The organism is Plasticicumulans acidivorans (assembly GCF_003182095.1).
Taxonomy (GTDB): domain Bacteria; phylum Pseudomonadota; class Gammaproteobacteria; order Competibacterales; family Competibacteraceae; genus Plasticicumulans; species Plasticicumulans acidivorans.
In genome coordinates this window covers 237,795-255,773 of record NZ_QGTJ01000007.1, presented here as the reverse complement: position 1 = coordinate 255,773, position 17,979 = coordinate 237,795, and the positions used below count along the sequence as shown (strand labels likewise).

The window sequence follows — 17,979 nt, the reverse complement described above, 5'->3', positions numbered from 1 at the left end:
TCTCAGCGATTGTGACGCAGCGCGTCGACGATGATCAGCCGCGAAGCCTTCCAGGCCGGGTACAGGCCGGAAACGAAGGTCGCACCGACGGTCAGGATGAAAGTCGTCAGAGCCAGTGGCGGGGTGACCATGATCTCGGCGACAAAGCCCTTGTCCATACCCGGTGCAGGCGGCATCGGGATGCCGATGGCCGAAGCCACGACACCGATCAGCGAACCGAGCAGTACGCCCAGCCCTCCGCCCAGCAGACCGAGCATCAACGCTTCCATACTGAACAAATAGAGAATGCTGCGCCGACGCGTACCCAGCGCCTGCAGGGTGCCGATCTCGCCGGTGCGCTCCATGACGTTCATCATCAGCGAGTTGGAGATACTCAGCAGGATGATGACGACGATCATCAGCCGCAAAACCATCATCTGCCGCGCGAACAGTTCGCTGGTCTTGTTGTAGAAATCCGATAGCTGATACCAGGGCACGGCCTGCAGCGACGGATCGAGACGGTTGTTGATTGCCGCCAGAGCCGAATCGGTATGAGCGGTGTCGTCGAGCAGTACCACCCAGGTATGGACGGCATGCTCGTCACGCGTCAGTTCCTGCGCGACCGACAGCGGCAGGCGCAGCGCCACTTCGTTGAGCGCCTGATTCGAGGTCGAAAACAGACCGCGCACCGTCAGTTCGACGGCATTGAAGCCGCCGCCCTGCGAGCTGGCCATCAACACCACCCGCCCACCCGGTTTGACGCCGAGCGTGGCGGCCAGGCCACTCCCCAGGATCACCTCCCGCGCATCGCGCGTGGTCAGTCCCTTACCACTGACGATGCGGTAATCGACACTGATCGGTGCCTCCAGGTCCGGCACGACGCCCTGAGCCAGATAGGGCACGCTCAGGTCACCGAAACTGATCAGGCCGCTGAACGCCAGCCGCGGCGCCAGTTGACGCACGTGCGGCACACCGGCGAGGGCTTCAGGCACTTCCTCCTTCTGTAAAAAGGCCTGCGGGTCAGCGCTGCCCTTGACGAAGTAGTCCTGACGCACGATTTGGATGTGGCCGAGCTGCCCATAAATTGCCGACTCGCGTGTGGCCCACAACACCCATTCGATGAAGCCGCCGGCGAGCACCAGTGCAATTGCGCCGAAACCGATCGCCGCCAGCGCCGCCGCCGTGCGCCGCCGCTGGCGCACCAGATTGCGCAGCGCGAGGCCGAGTGCACGCAGAATGCCCGGCAGATCACGATCGAACAGCGGGCGACGCTTCGCCTTGTCGGCATCGGCGTCCTGCACATGCGGCGCAGGTAAACGCCACGGCCGCTGGACCGTGGGTGACAACCGCATCGGCCCGAGCCATCCGCCGCCAGAGGCGGCCTGGGGTACAGCGCTGCGACTGCGACTGCGCAGTGGCAGCACAGCCGCCGCGCCGCGCTCCCTGACCTCCTCAAGTGCACGCATCAGCTCGGACGGACGTGGCGACTCCGGTGCCAGCTGACGCCAGTGATTCAGATGCCGCGCTGCGCGCCCGTAGAACCCCTCGTCCCAGTTGGCATGCAGGTACTGCAACAACGCCTGTACCGCCCCACCGAGCAAGGAAATGACATTCGGCGCACTCTTGAGCCCATCCTCGAAGGAGCGCAGAGCCATCAACTGGTCATTGGCACGCAGATAGTCCATCCCCTGCTCGTACAGGCGACGGACTTTGGGGTCGGCCGGCAGATCATCACGACGCTTGACATCCGCTTCGCTGCCGGAACGCCAGCGCGCAAACAAGCCTCCCCGCGACTTTTTCTCCGCTGACGAGGATTTCGCCTGCTCCGCGCGCTCGTGTGCCTCCTGCAATGTGCACAAAGCCGGAGCCACACACAGCATCAGCACGGCCAGCAACGGCATACCCCAGGCAAACGTTGCTCCAAGCGAGGTCCATGTCGGCGCAAAACCGGCCAAGCCGCTGGCCAGCGGCAGCATCGCCAGAGTCGTTGCCGTGCACAGCACCAGCGTCGGCAGCAGACGCACCTCGGCAGCGTAAAGGTTGGCCCGCGCGACACCGATGCCGCGGTCGAGCCGCTGCCGCGTGCCCACCAGCAGAGCGACCATGCCATGCACGGCCAAGCCCAGGAATACGGTGCCAGCAAAGCCGGTCTGGGTACCGATCAGTTGTCCGCTGGCATACAAACCGCCGAGCAGTGCAACCGCAGCCAGAGGCATGGCACAAAAGGCGAGCAGCGGCTGGCGATAATCGCCGGCATGACTGACCAGCAACAGGTAGACAAACCCGATGCCCAGCACGAACAGGCTGAACAGCGCCGTCATGTGGCGGTTGACTTCACCGAAAGCGCCGGTGGTTTCGACTTCGAGGTCCGGGAAACGCGCAGCGTAATCCGCAGCCCACCAGTCACGGATCACGCGGTCGATGGCGAAGGCATTGACCCGGGTGCGATCGACATCGGCCTGAACGGTGATCGAGCGCTGCAGATCGTAATGACGGATGACACTGCGCCCCCGATCCTCGCTGACGTCAAACAGCTCACGCAGCGCCACGCTGCGCCCATCAGCCAGATGCAGCGGTCGATCGAGAAAGGCGTCAATGTCTTCGAACTCGATCGCTTTGCCACGCACCGTCACGTCGATCAGGGAGGTGTTCTCACGCACGCGGGCGATCAGCTCGCCAGAGCCGAGCAGCCGCAGTTCACGCAGCAATGCTGGAGCCGTCAGGCCAGCCTTCAGCAGCGCGTCGGGCTTCAGCGACAGGTGCAGCTCTGCGGACTCGTCGAGATCATCGTCGTCGGTGATGTCGACGACGCCGGTGAGCGCGCGCAGGATGCTGACCAGCGCATCCGCGCCTTCGCGCACCCGCACGGGATCGCCACCGCGCACGGTCACACTGATCGGGCGCGCGGCCGGAAGCCCCCCCTCGATCGCCTGTACGGCGATGTTGCGCGCGCCGGCGATGAAATCGAGGCGAGGTTTGACCAGCGCCATCGCAGCATGTGCACTCAGTGGCGACGAAGACTCAGGCCGCAGGCTGACCTCGATCTGACCATGCCGCGCACCGAGCAAGGCGCCAAATTCGGTACGCCGCTGACCGGCATAGGTCACGACTTCCCGGACCGAGCCCGGCGGCAGCAGTGCGCGCACGACACGCTCGACTTCATCGGCTACCGACAGCGTCTGTTCGAGACGCGAGGCCGGCGGCAGCTCAAGATTGATGTAGAAGGACTGACGCACCCCGCTCTCGCCCAGCGCAACACCAATGCGCCCGGTACTGAGCAGCAGCAGGCAGACCAGCAGCAGCACGATGCCGCTGATGATCGGCACCAAGCGGTGACGCAGCAGCACCAGCAGCAGGCGACGGTAGCGACGACGCAGACGGAACAGCAGCCACTCGCGCACCTGCTGCACGCGGCTGGCCCGATCCGGACTCATGTCCACGGCCACCATCTGCGCCGGCAGCAACAGGCCAGCGTAGACGAGACCGGCCGCCAGCAGCGCCAGCAGCGCACGCGCGACCTGCGAGCCCCCGGCACCGGGGCCGTCCGGCCACCACATCGGCAACAGGGCGGCGGCGGCAAAGCAGATCCACGCCAGCAGCAGCGGCCGCGCGGCGAGGCGTTCGGCGTCCAGCGCCGCCTTTGCCGTATCGGCGCCGTACAGCTGCCGACGCCGCAGCATGTCCGCCACCGACAGACTGGCGTCGAGCAGCAACACGGCGCCGCAGACATGCGCGATCAGCAGGCCCGGCGTCAACGCCTCACCACCGGACAACCAGGGCAGCAGAGCGATACCGGCAGCCACCGGCACAGCCAGCATGATCAGCAGTGTCAGACGCGCGCCATAGAACAGGCTGATCACGAGCAGTGCGATCAGCGCCGCCGGCAGCACCTGGAGCGTCAGAGCATCAAACACGCCACGCACATCGCGGGCACGGTCATCAAGCAGCACCAGCGCCGTCCCCGCTGGCAGATCCGATGACACCGGCAGGGCCGCCGCCACAGCATCGACCACATCAAGTGCGTTGGCATCACTCTTACGGAACACCGACAGCAATACCGCCGGACGACCGTCGACGCGCACCTCACGGGTCGGCGGAGCTTCACCCCGCACGATCTGGGCAACATCGCCCAGAGCGATCGACTTGCCTGAACTGAGACTCAGCGGCAACCGCGCCAGTGCCTGCGGCTCCAGTGACTGCGCCGAGACCCGCAGCTGCCAGCGATCCTCCGCGATATCCAGAGCTCCAGCGGCCTGCTCACGCAGCTGAACCTTGAGCTGATCACTGAGATACGCTGCACTCAAACCGACTTTCGCCAGCTTGTCCGGATCGAAACGGATCTCGACGAGCTCGCCGCGCATGCCGGTACGCAGCACGCGATCGACATGCGTCAGCGTTTCCAGCCGCTCGGCGATGCTCTGCGCACTGCTCCACGGCCCGACATCGCTGTCGCGGGAACCGATGACCAGCACCTCGACACTTGGCAGCGGGCCGCTGTCGCTGACGTCGACCACCTCGGGGGCCTGTACCAGCTCTGGCAGCTGCAGGGCCGCGCCCTGCACCGCCCAGCGCAGTTCACCCAACCGATCAGCGAAGATCTCCGGTTCCAGCGCGCGGAAATTCAAACGCACGCGTGATTCGCCGGCACGGCTGGTACTGCTCAGGAAGCGCACGTCAGGTACGCCCTTGACTGCGAGTTCGATCACGCGGGTGAGCTGACGCTCAACTTCGGCGGCCGCGAGGCCCGGTGCGCGGGTGACGACTTCGACGCTATGGGCTCCGCCCATCGGCGTCTGCGCACGCGGCATTTTCCAGAGTGCGAGGGCAAGCGCCAACAGCGCGAGCAGCAACGCAGCCCGTGCAAACACGGGGTTACGAATCAGGCGGCTGAGCATGGTTCGGGAACGCTGTGGTGAGGAACGCGAAGGGACATTCGGCCAATCCGTGGGCACGACATGGACGTACCTCAAGCGGGTGCTGCAAGTGTAGCCTCGGCGGCTGCCCGGCATTCAAGAGGGTAGACCGCAGACGGGGCCTGCATGCAAGTGGCAGATGCCGGCGGCGTCGATGCCAATCGACGAAGCACTCCGGTATGCTCCCGGGCATGAACGACACCGTACGCAAGTCCCCTATCGCCTACCGCTTCCGCGGTTTCCTGCCGGTCGTCGTCGACCTGGAAACCGGTGGCTTCAACGCCCGCACTGACGCGCTGCTGGAAATCGCCGCCGTCATCGTACGCATGGACAATGACGGGCGTCTGTATCCGGCCCGCACGCTGGCCCATCATGTCGAGCCTTTCCCCGGCGCCAACATTGAGCCCGAATCGCTGAAGGTCAACGGCATCGATCCCTATCACCCGTTCCGCATGGCGCTGCCCGAAACCGAAGCGCTCAGCAACATCCTGCGCGAAGTGCGCCGCGAGGTGCGTGAAACCGGCTGCACGCGAGCCGTGATGGTGGCGCACAACCCGATCTTCGATCTCGGCTTCTTCAATGCTGCGATCGAGAGAAACGACATCAAACGCAATCCCTTCCATCCGTTCTCGTCCTTTGATACCGCCACACTCGGCGGACTGGCCTATGGCCAGACGGTACTCGCACGCGCCGCGCAAGCGGCCGGCATCGAGTGGGACATGCGCGAAGCGCACTCGGCGATCTACGACGCCGAGCGCACCGCCGAGCTGTTCTGCCGCATCGTCAACCAGTGGAAGGACTTTGGCGGCTGGGTGCCGAGCTCGGCCGACTGAAGATTATTCAAAAACCGAGCAGGCGGGCTCCCTGGTAGAAGGCGAAGCTCGCGCCCCAGGCCAGCAGCAGCGGCCAGACAACGGCCACTGTGGTAAAGGCCAGGCTGCGGGTTTCGCTCTTCAGGGTCGCCACCGTCGACAGGCAGGGCGTATACAGCAGCACGAACAGCATCAGGCTGAAGCCCTGCACCGCATCCATGCGCGTGCCGACCAGCTGGGTCAGCGCATCGCCATCGGCCCCGACCAGCACCGCCAGTGCGCCGAGCACGATCTCCTTGGCGACGAAGCCGAACAGCAGCACCACCGCCATCGTCTGGTCGATGCCGAGCGGTGCCAGCAGCGGCTCCATCCACTGACCGAACATGCCGGCCAGCGTCGCCGGGCCACCGGCCACGGCATCGTGCGGATAATGCGTCAGCACCCAGACCAGAGTGACGCCGATGACGATGAAGCGCGTCGCCCGCATCAGGAAGTGATGCACCTCCTGCCAGCTGCGCAGTGCAATCTGGCGCAGTGTCGGCAGCCGGTACGGCGGCAGCTCCAGTACGAAGGGCTCGTGACAGGGGGCGACGCGGCCGCCGAGCCACGCGGTCACGAACGCCGCGACGAAACTGACCAGATACAGTGCCGCCAGCACCCACGGTGCCTGGTGCGGCGTGAACAGCGCGGTGGTCAGGAACACGAATACCTGCAAGCGCGCCGAACACAGTGACAGCGGGATGATCAGCATCGTCAGCCAGCGCAGACGGCGCTCGCGCATCACCCGTGTGCCCATCAGCGCCGGCACGTTGCAGCCGAAGCCCATCAGCAGCATGACGAAGCCGCGCCCGTCGAGGCCGAGCCGCGACATCAGCGCATCGGTGAGAAAGGCAATGCGCGACAGATAACCGCTGTCCTCGATCAGCGCCATCGCCAGGAAGAACAGCACGATCACCGGCACGAAGGACGCCACCGTCGCCAGACCGTCCCAGGCACCTTCGACCAGCAGGCCGTACAGCGGCGCCGGCAGCCAGCCGGCCAGCGGTTCGAGCAGCAGCGTCCTGATACCGTCCAGGCACCAGGCAACGGCATCCTGTAGGGGGGCGCCAAGGGTGTAGACCAGCTGGAACATGCCGAGCAGCGCGGCGATGAACAGCGGAATGCCCCACAGCGGATGCAGAGCCAGGCGATCGATGCGCGCGCTCAGGTTCGGCGCCATCTGCCGCGGCCGCACCACGGTGTCGGCAAGCAGCGCATCGGCCTGCTCGACGACGGCATCGTCGCCTCCCAGCCGGCTGTGCAATTCTTCGAGCGACGGCCGTGGCGCCGGATTCGCCAGCGCTTCACGCAGCGCTTCCCGCGCAACGCCATAACCGTGACCGTACTTGGCGCTGACAGCGATGACACGACAGCCGAGGCCGGCCGCCAGCCCCTCGGCGTCGATCGACAAACCCATCGCGCGGGCTTCGTCGCTCATGTTGAGCAGCACGACCAGCGGCAGACCGAGATGAGTGAGCTGCAAAGCCAGCGGCAGCTGATGTTCGATCTGACCGGCATTGAGCACCACCGCCAGTGCATCGACCGGCTGTGATTCGAGGAAGCGGCGGACCACCTGCTCATCACCGGAATAGCCGTGCAGATCGTAGAGGCCCGGCAGATCGACGACTTCGACCATCGACTCGCCAAGCAGGATCTTCGCGGCGTACAGATCGACGGTGACGCCCGGCCAGTTGCCGACCCGCGCCGAGGCACCGGTCAGTCGGTTGAAAAACGTCGACTTGCCGGTGTTCGGCATGCCGACCAGGGCGAGCCGCTTCATGCCGACAGCCGCACCGTGATGCCGTGCGCATCGCACCGGCGCAGCATCAGTTGTACCGGTCCGACCCGGACCACCAGCGGTCCGCCGAGTGCCGCCTGCCGCTCGACCGACAGCGGACGTCCGCAGCGCAGACCGAGCGCCTGCAGCCGCTGGCGAAAGCCTGCATCGAGGTCGAGCGATTCGATCGTGGCCTCGTGGCCGGGGGACAAGGTATCGAGCGTGACGACGGACATGGCGGCAATCTCCCTGAGAATGTTTCTCACTATGCCATTTTCAGGCCACGATTGCCTGATGTGCATCAAATCCGATTTTTCGGCCGCCAAAAGCGCGAAACCCGGCACTTGCCGGGTCTCGCAGTGACGCTGGCGCGCAGCACTCAGGCGGAAGGCTGTTCGCTTTTGGCGACGGCAGCATCGACCATCTTCTGCAGATCACCGTTCTGGTACAGCTCCAGCGTGATGTCGCAGCCGCCGATCAGCTCGCCGTCGACATAGATCTGCGGGAAGGTCGGCCAGTCGGCATAGCGCGGCAGGTTCTGGAAGATGTCCATGTCTTCGAGCACGTTGACATAGGCAAACGGCACGCCGGTACCGGCGAGCGCCTGCGAGGCGCGCTGCGAGAAGCCGCACTGCGGCGCCTGCGGCGTGCCCTTCATGTAGATCAGCACCGGGTTGTTCTTGACCTGATCATCGATGCGCTTGAGCACGTCATCCATTGTCTGTTCCTCGTAAAGCGATGGGCCGGGGTGACCGGCAGGCAGGTTGGCGGTCGAGTCTACGCGTTTGCCGGCGCCAGCTGAACGCGCGGCAACGCCGGGATATCAGGGCCGTACTGCATCGACATTGAGCTGCAGCCACAGTTCGAGCAGCGCGGCATGCCAGAGTTTGCTGCCCTGCAGGCGCGTCATCCACGCCTCGGGCGCGGCGAACAGCGCATCGAGGTACTCCCGACGGAAGATGCCGCGATTGCGCGCCGCCTGCGAGTCGAGCACGTCATGCATGAAAGCAAGGAACTCGCCACGCACGTATTTCAGCGCCGGCACCGGGAAATAGCCCTTCGGCCGGTCGATGACGGCATCAGGGATGCGGCCGCGGGCGAACTGTTTCAAGGCGTACTTGCCGCCGTCGCGCAGCTTGAGCTCGGGCGGCATGCTCATCGCCAGCTCGACCAGTTCGTGATCGAGGAAAGGCACGCGCGCCTCCAGCCCCCAGGCCATCGTCATATTGTCGACGCGCTTGACCGGGTCATCGACGATCAGCGTCGTCGTGTCCATGCGCAGCACGCGGTCGAGGTAGGTATCGGCACCGGGCTCGCCGAGCAGGCGACGCACCGTCTCCGCCGAGTAATCGGGACCGTGCCAGCGCGGCTCGACGGCGTCGAGGAATTCGGTATGGTCGCGGTCGAAATAACGGCTGGCGAAGCGGGCGACATCGTCCTCGCCCTCGGCGGCGGCCATCTGCGGGTACCAGAAATAACCGGCGAAAACCTCATCGGCGCCCTGCCCGCTCTGCACCACCTTGACTTCGCGCGCCACCCGCTCGGAGAGCAGGAAGAAGGCAACGGCGTCCTGACCGACCATCGGCTCGGCCATGCAGCTCACCGCCTCGGGCAGACGCAGCAGCACATCACCGTTCGGAATCAGGAACTTGTGGTGATGCGTGGCGTAGCGCTCGACGACCAGGTCGGAGTACTCGAACTCCGAGCCCTTCTCTTCCGGCTGATCCTCGAAGCCGACCGAGAAGGTCAGCACGTTCTCCTTGCCGGCCTCGGCGAGCAGCGCCACCAGCAGGCTGGAATCGAGGCCGCCGGAGAGCAGCACACCGACCGGCACATCGGCCACATCCATGCGCCGGCGCACCGCGTTGAGCAGCGCGCCGTGGATGCGCTCCAGCCACTCGGCCTCGCTGTACACCTCGGCCGGGCGCTCAGCGCGCAGCTTCCAGTAGGTGCGCGGCTGTTCGTGACCGTGCTCGTCGATCAGCAGCGTGCTCGCCGGCGGCAGCTTGCGGATACCGCTGAGCACCGTGCGCGGCGCCGGCACCACGGCGTGCAGCGTCAGCTGGTGATGCAGCGCCACCGGGTCGATCGAGGTGTCGACGTCGGCCGCTTCGAGCAGCGCCTGCGAATTGGAGGCAAAACGCAGCGCACCCGGCGTGCGGCTGAAATACAGCGGCTTGATGCCGAGGCGGTCGCGGGCGAGGAACAGCGTGCGCTTGCGCGTATCCCAGATGGCGAAGGCGAACATGCCGAGCAGACGTTCGACGCAGGCCTCGCCCCATTCGGCGTACGCCTTGAGGATGACCTCGGTATCGCCACCGGAAAAGAAGTGGTAGCCCTTGGCCTGCAGCTCGGCGCGCAGCTGCGGGTAGTTGTAGATGGTGCCGTTGAAGACGATGGTCAGGCCGAGCTCGGCGTCGACCATCGGCTGGTTCGAGCGCGGCGACAGGTCGATGATCGCCAGCCGGCGGTGGCCGAAGGCCAGGGCGCCGTCGCTGTAGCTGCCCTCATGGTCCGGCCCGCGGCGCGCGAGCCGCGCCATCATCCTGCCGAGCAGGGCCGGATCGGGTCGCGTGCCGTCGAAACGCAGTTCTCCGCAGATGCCGCACACTTCGCTGTCCTCACTGAAAAACGGCCGGCGCACCGCGCGGGCCTGGGAAACCGGCGCGCATGGTTGACCGCGCCGCCGGGGCTGACAAGTACGCTGGCGGTATGGCCGCCATCGCCACGCAAACGGCCACCGCCGCGGCAAGCTGTCGCAACACTGACAAACACGGCGCCCTCCGCAGACGCCCGTCGTGCAGCCGACAAGCCGGCGCTCACTGCAGATAGCGCAGATACAGATAGACCGAGCTGATGGCGATGCTCAGCAGCATCAGCGGAAACGCATGCAGCAGGAAGGTCGCAAACCGCACCCGCTGCCCGGAGCGCTCGGCAATGCCGGCGACGACGACATTGGCGCTGGCACCGATCAGCGTGCCGTTGCCGCCGAGGCAGGCACCGAGCGACAGCGCCCACCACAGCGTCTGCAGCTGCCCGGCGCTGAAGCTCGCCGACATGTTGTGGATCACGCGGATCATCGTTGCCACGAACGGGATGTTGTCGACCACCGAGGACAGCAGCGCCGACACCCAGAGGATGGCGAAGGTGGTCGCCGCATGGCTGCCCTGGGTCCGGGCGATGATCCAGTCGGCCAGCCGCCTGAGCGCACCGGCCTGCTCGACGCCGGCGACGATGACGAACAGGCCGGTGAAGAAGAACAAGGTCACCCACTCGACCTGACCGAGCGCCAGCGCGACCTGTTCGCGCTGACGGGTCGAATCCTTGCCGAACACCTGCAGCGTCAGCAGCAGCACCGCCCCGCTTGCCGCCACGGTCGCCGCCTCCAGCTGCAGGCGCCCGGCGCACAGAAAACCGATGACCACCGCGACGATCACCAGCAGCGACTGGCGCAGCAGCCGGCGATCGCTGATCGCCGTGCGGGCCTCGAAGGCCATGACGCGGGCGCGCCGCTCGGCATCGGCGTGCAGCCGGGCGCCCCACAGCAGGCGGATCGCCAGCAGCGTGGCGACGAAGCTGACCGCCGCCGCCGGCGCCAGATGCAGCAGAAAGTCGTTGAAGCCCAGGTGCGCCGCCGAACCGATCATGATGTTCGGCGGATCGCCGATCAGCGTCGCCGTACCGCCGATGTTCGACGACAGAATCAGCGCGAACAGGTACGGATAGGCCGGCACGCCGAGCGCCGCGGTCATGCGCAGCGCCACCGGCGTCAGCAGCAGCACGGTGGTGACGTTGTCGAGCACCGCCGAGAACAGCGCCGTCACCACCGCCAGCATCAGCAGCAGCCGCCAGGGATCGGCACGCACCCGCTGCGCGGCGACGATCGCCACGTACTGGAACATGCCGCTCTTCTGTGCGATGCCGACGATGATCATCATCGCCGTCAACAGGCCCAGCGCATTGAAGTCGATGCCGGCGACCGCCTGCGCCTGCGTCAGCACGCCGCAGAGGATCATCAGCACCGCGCCGATACCGGCCAGCACGGCCCGGTTGAGCGCATCGCTGACGATCAGCACATAGGTCACGGCAAAGATCGCCAGCGCCACACGCATCGGTTCGAGCCCGGCAGCAAGTTCAGCAGCCATCACGCGCGCCCCCTCCGCTCGTCCCGCGCACCCGTGTGCTTCACCGGTGCCACGGCAGCCCCCACCGCTTTGCACACAGTTGTATAGGCCGCTGTTTTTCCGGCGCGGTTGCAGCCGCCGTCATCCGCAAGCAATACCAAGAGTCGAACCTCGCTCATCAGTCGTGCGCCGCAGCGGGGCAGCCATGCTCCGCTCAGCGCCGTGCGCAATGGCCGGGCACATTACGGCATCGACAACAGCCGTACAGGCTGTCGCGTTGATATGTCGTGCCGCAGGCGCATAGACTCGGCGCGGACCCGACCGGGGAATCCACAATGGAAACATGGTCATTCGCCGGCGGGACGAACCGCTTTCCCAGCCAGCTGTCAGGAGGCCACCTCATGGTTCATGAACTGCCCGCTCTGCCGTACGAAAAGAACGCCCTCGAACCGCACATCTCGGCGGAAACCCTGGAGTACCACTACGGCAAGCACCACAACACCTACGTGGTGAACCTCAACAATCTGATCAAGGGCACGGATTTCGAGACCCTGTCGCTTGAAGACATCGTCCTCAAGTCCTCCGGCGGCATCTTCAACAACGCCGCCCAGGTCTGGAACCACACCTTCTACTGGAACTGCCTGTCGCCGAACGGCGGCGGCGAGCCGAGCGGTGCGCTGGCCGAGGCGATCAATGCCAAGTTCGGCTCCTTCGCCGCGTTCAAGGAAGAGTTCACCAAGTGCGCCGTCGGCACCTTCGGTTCCGGCTGGGGCTGGCTGGTGAAGAATCCCGACGGCAGCCTGGAGCTGATGAGCACCTCCAACGCCGGCACGCCGATGACCTCCGGCAAGAAGGCGCTGCTGACCTGCGACGTCTGGGAACACGCCTACTACGTCGACTACCGCAACCTGCGTCCGAAGTACGTCGAAGCCTTCTGGAACCTGGTCAACTGGGACTTCGTCGCCGCCCAGTTCGCCTGATCGACACCGTTCAGGCATGCCCCAAGGCCCGCATTCGCGGGCCTTTTTCGTCCGGACGGTGAACGCCGCCCGGCGCCCGGACTCCAACCGCCGTCCCTGCCGAGCGTCTGCCGATGTCCCAGCCCGCCAGCCCCGCCGCTCCGCTCTCCGCGACCGACATCCGCGTCATCGTGCTCGGTGCGGTGATCTCGCTGTTTCTCGCCGCGCTCGATCAGAGCATCGTCGCCACCGCGCTGCCGGCGATCGCCGGCCAGCTCGGCCAGGTCGAGCTGATGTCCTGGGTGGTCACCGCCTACCTGCTGACAGCGACCTGCGCCACCCCGGTACTCGGCAAAGCCAGCGACCTGCTCGGCCGCCGTCCGGTGCTGGTCGGCTGCCTGCTGGTCTTCCTCGCCGGCTCGGCGCTGTGTGCGCTGGCCACGTCGATGCAGACGCTGATCCTCGCCCGCGCGCTGCAGGGCCTCGGCGGCGGCGGCCTGATCACGCTGGCGCAGGCCACCGTCGCCGACGTGGTCGCGCCGCGCGAGCGCGGCCGCTACGTCGGCTATTTCGCCAGCATCTGGGCCGCGGCCGGCCTGCTCGGGCCGACTCTCGGCGGAGCGCTGACGCAATACCTCGGCTGGCCGTGGATCTTCTGGATCAATCTGCCGTTCGGCCTGCTCGCGCTGACCGTCACCGATCGCGCGCTGCGCCGCCTGCCGCCACAGCCGCGCGGGCGCAAGCGCATCGACTTCATCAGCGTGCTGCTGCTGCTCACCAGTACCAGCGGGCTGCTGCTGGTGCTGTCGCTCGGCGGCCACCGCTGGGGCTGGACCTCGCTGCCGCTGCTCGGTCTGCTCGCCGCCGCCAGCACGGCCGGCGTGCTGTTCCTGCGCCGCCAGTCACGCGTCGATGAGCCGATCCTGCCGCCGCAGTTCTTCCGCGATGCCGTCGTCGGCCCGGTCGGCACAGCGCTGTTCCTGATCTTCGGCGGTTTCCTGGCGCTGGCCGTGCTGGTGCCGGCCTGGCTGCAGATCACGCTGGGCATGAGCGCGGCCGCCGCCGGTCTGGTGCTGATCCCACTGTCGCTCGGCGCGCCGGTCACGGCGACCTGGACCGGCCATCACCTGAAGGCGACCGGGCGCTATCGCCGCCCGCCGCTGATCGGTGTGCCGCTGGCGATGTGCGCGCTGCTCGGCCTCGCCTTCCTCGCGCTGCGCGGTGCGGCCTCGCCGTGGCAGATCGCAGCGCTACTGCTCGTCGCCGGGCTCGGTATCGGTCCGCTGTTCTCGGCCAGTTTGACGGCAGCACAGAACGCCGTGGCACCGCGCGACATCGGCGCCGTCACCGGTGCGCTGACCTTTGCCCGCGCGCTCGGCGGTGCGGTGTGGGTGGCCGTCGCCTCGGCGCTGGTGCTCGGCCTGGCGCTGGCCTGGCTGCCGGATCTCGGCGCACTCGGCGGCCTGGAGGAGCTGGTGCGACGGCCGCTCAGCGACCACGAGCGCAGTACGCTCGGCCAGGCTTTTGCGCTGATCTTCAGTCTCGACGCACTGCTGCTGCTGTGCGGGACACTGTGCTGGGCGCGGGTCGCCGAACGTCCGCTGCGCGCGCAGGGCGAACACTACGAAGCCCCGGTTTGAACCGGGCAAACACGCCAAGGCATTCATCCGTGGCCGCTTTTTCGCGGTTTTACTGTTTTTTAAGGCTTGCCCGGGGAACTTTTCGTCGGTAGGCTCGCGGGTTTTTCCGCTGCACGGCTGCCGTGCGGCAGAGCACTTGCGCACGGAGCCCGACCATGTCCGACCACCTGATGAGCACCTATGCACGCCTGCCCGTGAGCTTCGTGCGTGGCGAGGGTGCCTGGCTGTGGGACGACAGCGGACGACGTTATCTCGATGCCCTGTCGGGCATCGCCGTGTGCGGTCTCGGCCATGCTCACCCGGAAGTCGCCCGCGCCATCGCCGAACAGGCGGCGACGCTGATGCACACCTCCAACGTCTACGGCATCCCGCTGCAGGCCGCGCTCGCCGAGCGCCTGTGTGCGCTCGCCGGCATGGATCGCGCGTTCTTCTGCAACTCCGGCGCCGAAGCCAACGAGGCGGCAATCAAGCTCGCCCGTCTGCACGCCCGCCACCGCGGCATCGAGCAACCGGTGATCCTGGTGGCCGAAAAGAGCTTCCACGGCCGCACGCTGGCGACGCTGAGCGCGACCGGTAACGCCAAGGTCAAGCGGGGCTTCGAGCCGCTGGTCGTCGGCTTCCGCCACGTGCCTTACGGCGATACCGCGGCGCTGCAGGCGGCAATGAACGAAAACGTCGTCGCTGTGCTGCTCGAAGCGGTACAGGGCGAAGGTGGCGTCCACATCGCGCCGGCGGGCTATCTGGCGGCGGTGCGCACGCTGTGCGAGCGGCATGACTGGCTGATGATGCTGGACGAAGTGCAGGCCGGCATCGCCCGCACCGGCACCTGGTTCGGCTTCCAGCATGCCGGCGTCGTGCCGGACGTCATCACGCTGGCCAAGGGCCTCGGCAACGGTTTTCCGATCGGCGCCTGCCTTGCCCGCGGCCACGCCGCAGCGCTGTTTCAGCCCGGCAGCCACGGTTCGACCTTCGGCGGTAATCCGCTCGCCTGCCGTACTGCGCTGAGCGTGCTCGACATCATCGAGCGCGATCATCTGCCACTGCGCGCCGCAGCTCTCGGTGAGCGCATGCAGCAGGGCTTTCGCGCCGCACTCGATGGCTGCAGTGTCGTGCGCGAAATTCGTGGCCTCGGCTTGATGCTCGGCATTGAGTTGGCCCGTCCGTGCGCAGAACTCGTGCGCCGGGCGCTCGATGCAGCCATTCTCATCAACGTGACTGCCGATTCGGTGATCCGTCTGCTGCCGCCGCTGACTCTCAGCGATGCGGAAGCCGACGAAATCGTCACCCGCGTCAGTCGACTGATCCACACCTTCGCGCGCGAGGACTCCGCGAGCTGAGCGCGACGCCCCGGGGCGTGGCCGATCCACGCCAGACCCTCCGCGGGAAGAGGAATCCGCATCCCATGAGCCCAAGACACTTCACCAGCCTGCTCGACTGCACGCCCGAAGAACTCGCCTACCTGATCGACCGCGCCCTGCTGCTGAAGGCGAAACATCGCCGCGGCGAGGTGCACGCGCCGCTGCCGCTCAAGGTGCTCGGGCAGATTTTCGAGAAGGCGTCGACGCGCACGCGGGTGTCGTTCGAGGCGGGCATGGCACAGCTCGGTGGCAGCTCGATCTTCCTGTCGCCGCGCGACGCCCAGCTCGGCCGCGGCGAATCGATCGAGGACACCGCGCGGGTGATCTCGCGCATGGTCGACATCGTCATGATCCGTGCATTCAGTCACCGTACCGTCACCGATTTCGCTGCCCACTCGAAGGTGCCGGTAATCAACGGCCTGACCGACTACGAACACCCCTGCCAGCTGCTCGCCGACGTGATGACCATCATCGAAAAACGCGGCTCGGTCGCCGGACGCACCGTGGCGTGGATCGGTGACGGCAACAATATGTGCCACAGCTACATTACTGCGGCGCGTCAGTTCGACTTCCGTCTGAAGATCGCCTGCCCCAAGGGCTACGAACCTGCCGCCGAGTTCGTCGACGCCAATCGCGACCGTGTCGAAGTCCTGCGCGATCCGCTGCTCGCGGCCAAGGATGCCGATGTCGTCACCACCGACGTCTGGGCCAGCATGGGCGACGAGGCCCAGCTCGACGAGCGCCAGGTGGCTTTTCGCGATTACCTCGTCGACGACACGACGATGGCGGTAGCCAGGCCCGATGCGATCTTCCTGCACTGCCTGCCGGCGCATCGCGGTGAAGAGGTCTCCGCCAGCGTGATTGACGGAAATCAGAGCGAAGTATGGGAACAGGCGGAAAATCGTATGCATGCGCAGAAGGCGCTGATCGAGTTTCTGCTGCTGGGCCGCCAAGAGCGCTGAATCGCCCGGCATCTCGAACAGCCCTTCCCGCGCCAGCCCGGCGGGAAGGGCTTTTTCTTGTCTGCCGGCCAAGCGGAGCACCGTCCCGCGGACTACCGTCCGCACTGGTGGCGGAGGTCGGCTTTCTGCTACTGTTGCGCGTTCTCGACTGGCGATGAACCCCATGATCCATATGGGATTTTAGCCGGCATACGGCAAGCTTCACGCAGTTTGAACAGTTTTTTTGCGATGGCTCACCACGGCACTGGAAAAAGGTGATGAAAGAGTACGTTCTGATCCTGCTGAGCACGGTCCTCGTCAATAACTTCGTGCTGGTGAAGTTCCTTGGCCTGTGCCCGTTCATGGGCGTCTCGAAAAAGGTCGAAACCGCGCTCGGCATGGGCATGGCCACCACCTTCGTGCTGACCTTGTCCTCGGTGTGCACTTATCTGGTCTATCGCTACCTGCTGGCGCCACTGGGCCTCGACTACCTCAACACCATCACGTTCATTCTGGTCATCGCGGTGGTCGTGCAGTTCACCGAAATGGTCGTGCACAAAACCAGTCCGGTGCTCTATCAGGTGCTGGGCATCTATCTGCCGCTGATCACCGTCAACTGTGCGGTGCTCGGCGTCGCGCTGCTCAACATTCAGGCGCACAACGGCTTCGTCGAATCGGCGCTGTACGGCTTCGGCGCCGCGGTCGGTTTCTCGCTGGTGCTGGTGCTGTTCGCCGCATTGCGCGAACGCATTGCCGCTGCCGACGTGCCGCTGCATTTTCGTGGGCCGGCGATCGCTCTGGTCACCGCCGGTCTGATGTCTCTTGCCTTCATGGGTTTTTCAGGTCTCGTCCGGGGTTGAAATCATGCTCAGTGCCGTCTTCGCCCTCACTCTGCTCGCCCTGACCTTCGGCCTGCTGCTCGGCTTTGCCTCCGTGCAGTTTCGCGTCGAAGGTGATCCGCTCGCCGACCGGCTGGACGCGGTACTGCCCCAGACCCAGTGCGGCCAGTGCGGCTTCCCGGGCTGCCGCCCCTACGCCGAGGCAATGGCCAGAGGCGAAGCCGACTTCAACCGCTGCCCGCCCGGCGGCCAGGCCGGCATCGAGGCGCTGGCCGCGGTCCTGGGTGTCGAACCCAAGCCGCTCGATCCGGAAAACGGCGTCGAGCAGGCAGCGATGATCGCGATCGTCGACGAAAACGTCTGCATCGGCTGCACGCTGTGCCTGCAGGCCTGCCCGGTCGACGCGATCCTCGGCAGCGCCAAGCACATGCACACCGTGATCTCGCAGGAATGCACCGGCTGCGGCCTGTGCGTCGCACCCTGCCCGGTCGACTGCATCACCCTGCAGCCGGTACCGGCGACGCTCGCCACCTGGAAGTGGCCGTCGCCGCTGATCTCCGCCAACGCACAGCAAGAACCTGCGCGCGCCGCTGCCTGA

At 66.2% G+C, this 17,979-nt stretch carries 13 protein-coding genes; 7 read left to right on the top strand and 6 right to left on the bottom strand.

Annotated features, from left to right (window positions below; genetic code table 11):
* Window positions 1-2: 2 nt before the first annotated feature.
* A complete protein-coding gene (locus tag C7443_RS13615) occupies window positions 3-4,874 on the bottom strand; it encodes an efflux RND transporter permease subunit (protein WP_170123615.1) in 4,872 nt (1,623 codons plus the stop codon).
* 209 nt (window positions 4,875-5,083) lie between these two features.
* On the opposite strand from C7443_RS13615, the gene rnt reads away from it, so the two are divergent.
* Entirely contained in the window at window positions 5,084-5,725 is a 642-nt protein-coding gene (gene rnt / locus C7443_RS13610; protein ID WP_246004661.1) for a ribonuclease T, read from the top strand.
* Between the two features lie 7 nt (window positions 5,726-5,732).
* On the opposite strand, the gene feoB is transcribed toward rnt, so the two are convergent.
* From feoB to C7443_RS13585, 5 genes are all read right to left on the bottom strand, one after another.
* Entirely contained in the window at window positions 5,733-7,523 is a 1,791-nt protein-coding gene (feoB, locus tag C7443_RS13605) for a ferrous iron transport protein B (RefSeq protein WP_110019153.1), read from the bottom strand.
* Window positions 7,520-7,756 carry a FeoA family protein gene (locus C7443_RS13600; RefSeq protein WP_110019152.1) on the bottom strand — a complete coding sequence of 79 codons (237 nt, stop codon included), beginning with the start codon at window positions 7,754-7,756 and terminating at the stop codon, window positions 7,520-7,522. The genes feoB and C7443_RS13600 overlap by 4 nt, the downstream gene beginning before the upstream one ends.
* 143 nt (window positions 7,757-7,899) lie before the next feature.
* Complete coding sequence (gene grxD / locus C7443_RS13595; RefSeq protein ID WP_110019151.1) at window positions 7,900-8,238, bottom strand: Grx4 family monothiol glutaredoxin; 339 nt, start codon at window positions 8,236-8,238, stop codon at window positions 7,900-7,902.
* Between the two features lie 105 nt (window positions 8,239-8,343).
* A complete protein-coding gene (locus C7443_RS13590) occupies window positions 8,344-10,131 on the bottom strand; it encodes an N-acetylglutaminylglutamine amidotransferase (RefSeq protein ID WP_110019188.1) in 1,788 nt (595 codons plus the stop codon).
* Window positions 10,132-10,339: 208 nt separating this feature from the next.
* Window positions 10,340-11,665 carry an ArsB/NhaD family transporter gene (locus C7443_RS13585; protein ID WP_110019150.1) on the bottom strand — a complete coding sequence of 442 codons (1,326 nt, stop codon included), beginning with the start codon at window positions 11,663-11,665 and terminating at the stop codon, window positions 10,340-10,342.
* Between the two features lie 380 nt (window positions 11,666-12,045).
* Between C7443_RS13585 and C7443_RS13580 the strand changes: the two genes are divergently transcribed.
* The 6 genes from C7443_RS13580 (at window position 12,046) to rsxB (ending at window position 17,979) form a co-directional block, all read left to right on the top strand.
* Window positions 12,046-12,624 carry a superoxide dismutase gene (locus C7443_RS13580; protein ID WP_110019149.1) on the top strand — a complete coding sequence of 193 codons (579 nt, stop codon included), beginning with the start codon at window positions 12,046-12,048 and terminating at the stop codon, window positions 12,622-12,624.
* A gap of 113 nt (window positions 12,625-12,737) precedes the next feature.
* A complete protein-coding gene (locus tag C7443_RS13575) occupies window positions 12,738-14,243 on the top strand; it encodes an MDR family MFS transporter (protein ID WP_110019148.1) in 1,506 nt (501 codons plus the stop codon).
* Window positions 14,244-14,398: 155 nt separating this feature from the next.
* Window positions 14,399-15,580, top strand: coding sequence for an acetylornithine transaminase (locus C7443_RS13570; protein ID WP_110019147.1), 1,182 nt, complete (start codon window positions 14,399-14,401; stop codon window positions 15,578-15,580).
* Window positions 15,581-15,645: 65 nt separating this feature from the next.
* On the top strand, window positions 15,646-16,563 hold the full coding sequence (gene argF / locus C7443_RS13565) for an ornithine carbamoyltransferase (protein ID WP_110019146.1): 918 nt from the start codon (window positions 15,646-15,648) through the stop codon (window positions 16,561-16,563).
* A 257-nt stretch (window positions 16,564-16,820) separates the two neighbouring features.
* Window positions 16,821-17,402, top strand: coding sequence for an electron transport complex subunit RsxA (gene rsxA / locus C7443_RS13560; RefSeq protein WP_110019145.1), 582 nt, complete (start codon window positions 16,821-16,823; stop codon window positions 17,400-17,402).
* 4 nt (window positions 17,403-17,406) lie between these two features.
* Window positions 17,407-17,979 (top strand): electron transport complex subunit RsxB, encoded by a 573-nt coding sequence (rsxB, locus tag C7443_RS13555; RefSeq protein WP_110019144.1) that lies wholly within the window; start codon window positions 17,407-17,409, stop codon window positions 17,977-17,979.

Bases quoted from the DNA above. Each gene is read 5' to 3' on its own strand.
- C7443_RS13615 (WP_170123615.1), bottom strand. From the start codon at position 4,874: ATGCTCAGCCGCCTGATTCGTAACCCCGTGTTTGCACGGGCTGCGTTG.
- rnt (WP_246004661.1), top strand. From the start codon at position 5,084: ATGAACGACACCGTACGCAAGTCCCCTATCGCCTACCGCTTCCGCGGT.
- feoB (WP_110019153.1), bottom strand. From the start codon at position 7,523: ATGAAGCGGCTCGCCCTGGTCGGCATGCCGAACACCGGCAAGTCGACG.
- C7443_RS13600 (WP_110019152.1), bottom strand. From the start codon at position 7,756: ATGTCCGTCGTCACGCTCGATACCTTGTCCCCCGGCCACGAGGCCACG.
- grxD (WP_110019151.1), bottom strand. From the start codon at position 8,238: ATGGATGACGTGCTCAAGCGCATCGATGATCAGGTCAAGAACAACCCG.
- C7443_RS13585 (WP_110019150.1), bottom strand. From the start codon at position 11,665: ATGGCTGCTGAACTTGCTGCCGGGCTCGAACCGATGCGTGTGGCGCTG.
- C7443_RS13580 (WP_110019149.1), top strand. From the start codon at position 12,046: ATGGTTCATGAACTGCCCGCTCTGCCGTACGAAAAGAACGCCCTCGAA.
- C7443_RS13575 (WP_110019148.1), top strand. From the start codon at position 12,738: ATGTCCCAGCCCGCCAGCCCCGCCGCTCCGCTCTCCGCGACCGACATC.
- C7443_RS13570 (WP_110019147.1), top strand. From the start codon at position 14,399: ATGTCCGACCACCTGATGAGCACCTATGCACGCCTGCCCGTGAGCTTC.
- argF (WP_110019146.1), top strand. From the start codon at position 15,646: ATGAGCCCAAGACACTTCACCAGCCTGCTCGACTGCACGCCCGAAGAA.
- rsxA (WP_110019145.1), top strand. From the start codon at position 16,821: ATGAAAGAGTACGTTCTGATCCTGCTGAGCACGGTCCTCGTCAATAAC.
- rsxB (WP_110019144.1), top strand. From the start codon at position 17,407: ATGCTCAGTGCCGTCTTCGCCCTCACTCTGCTCGCCCTGACCTTCGGC.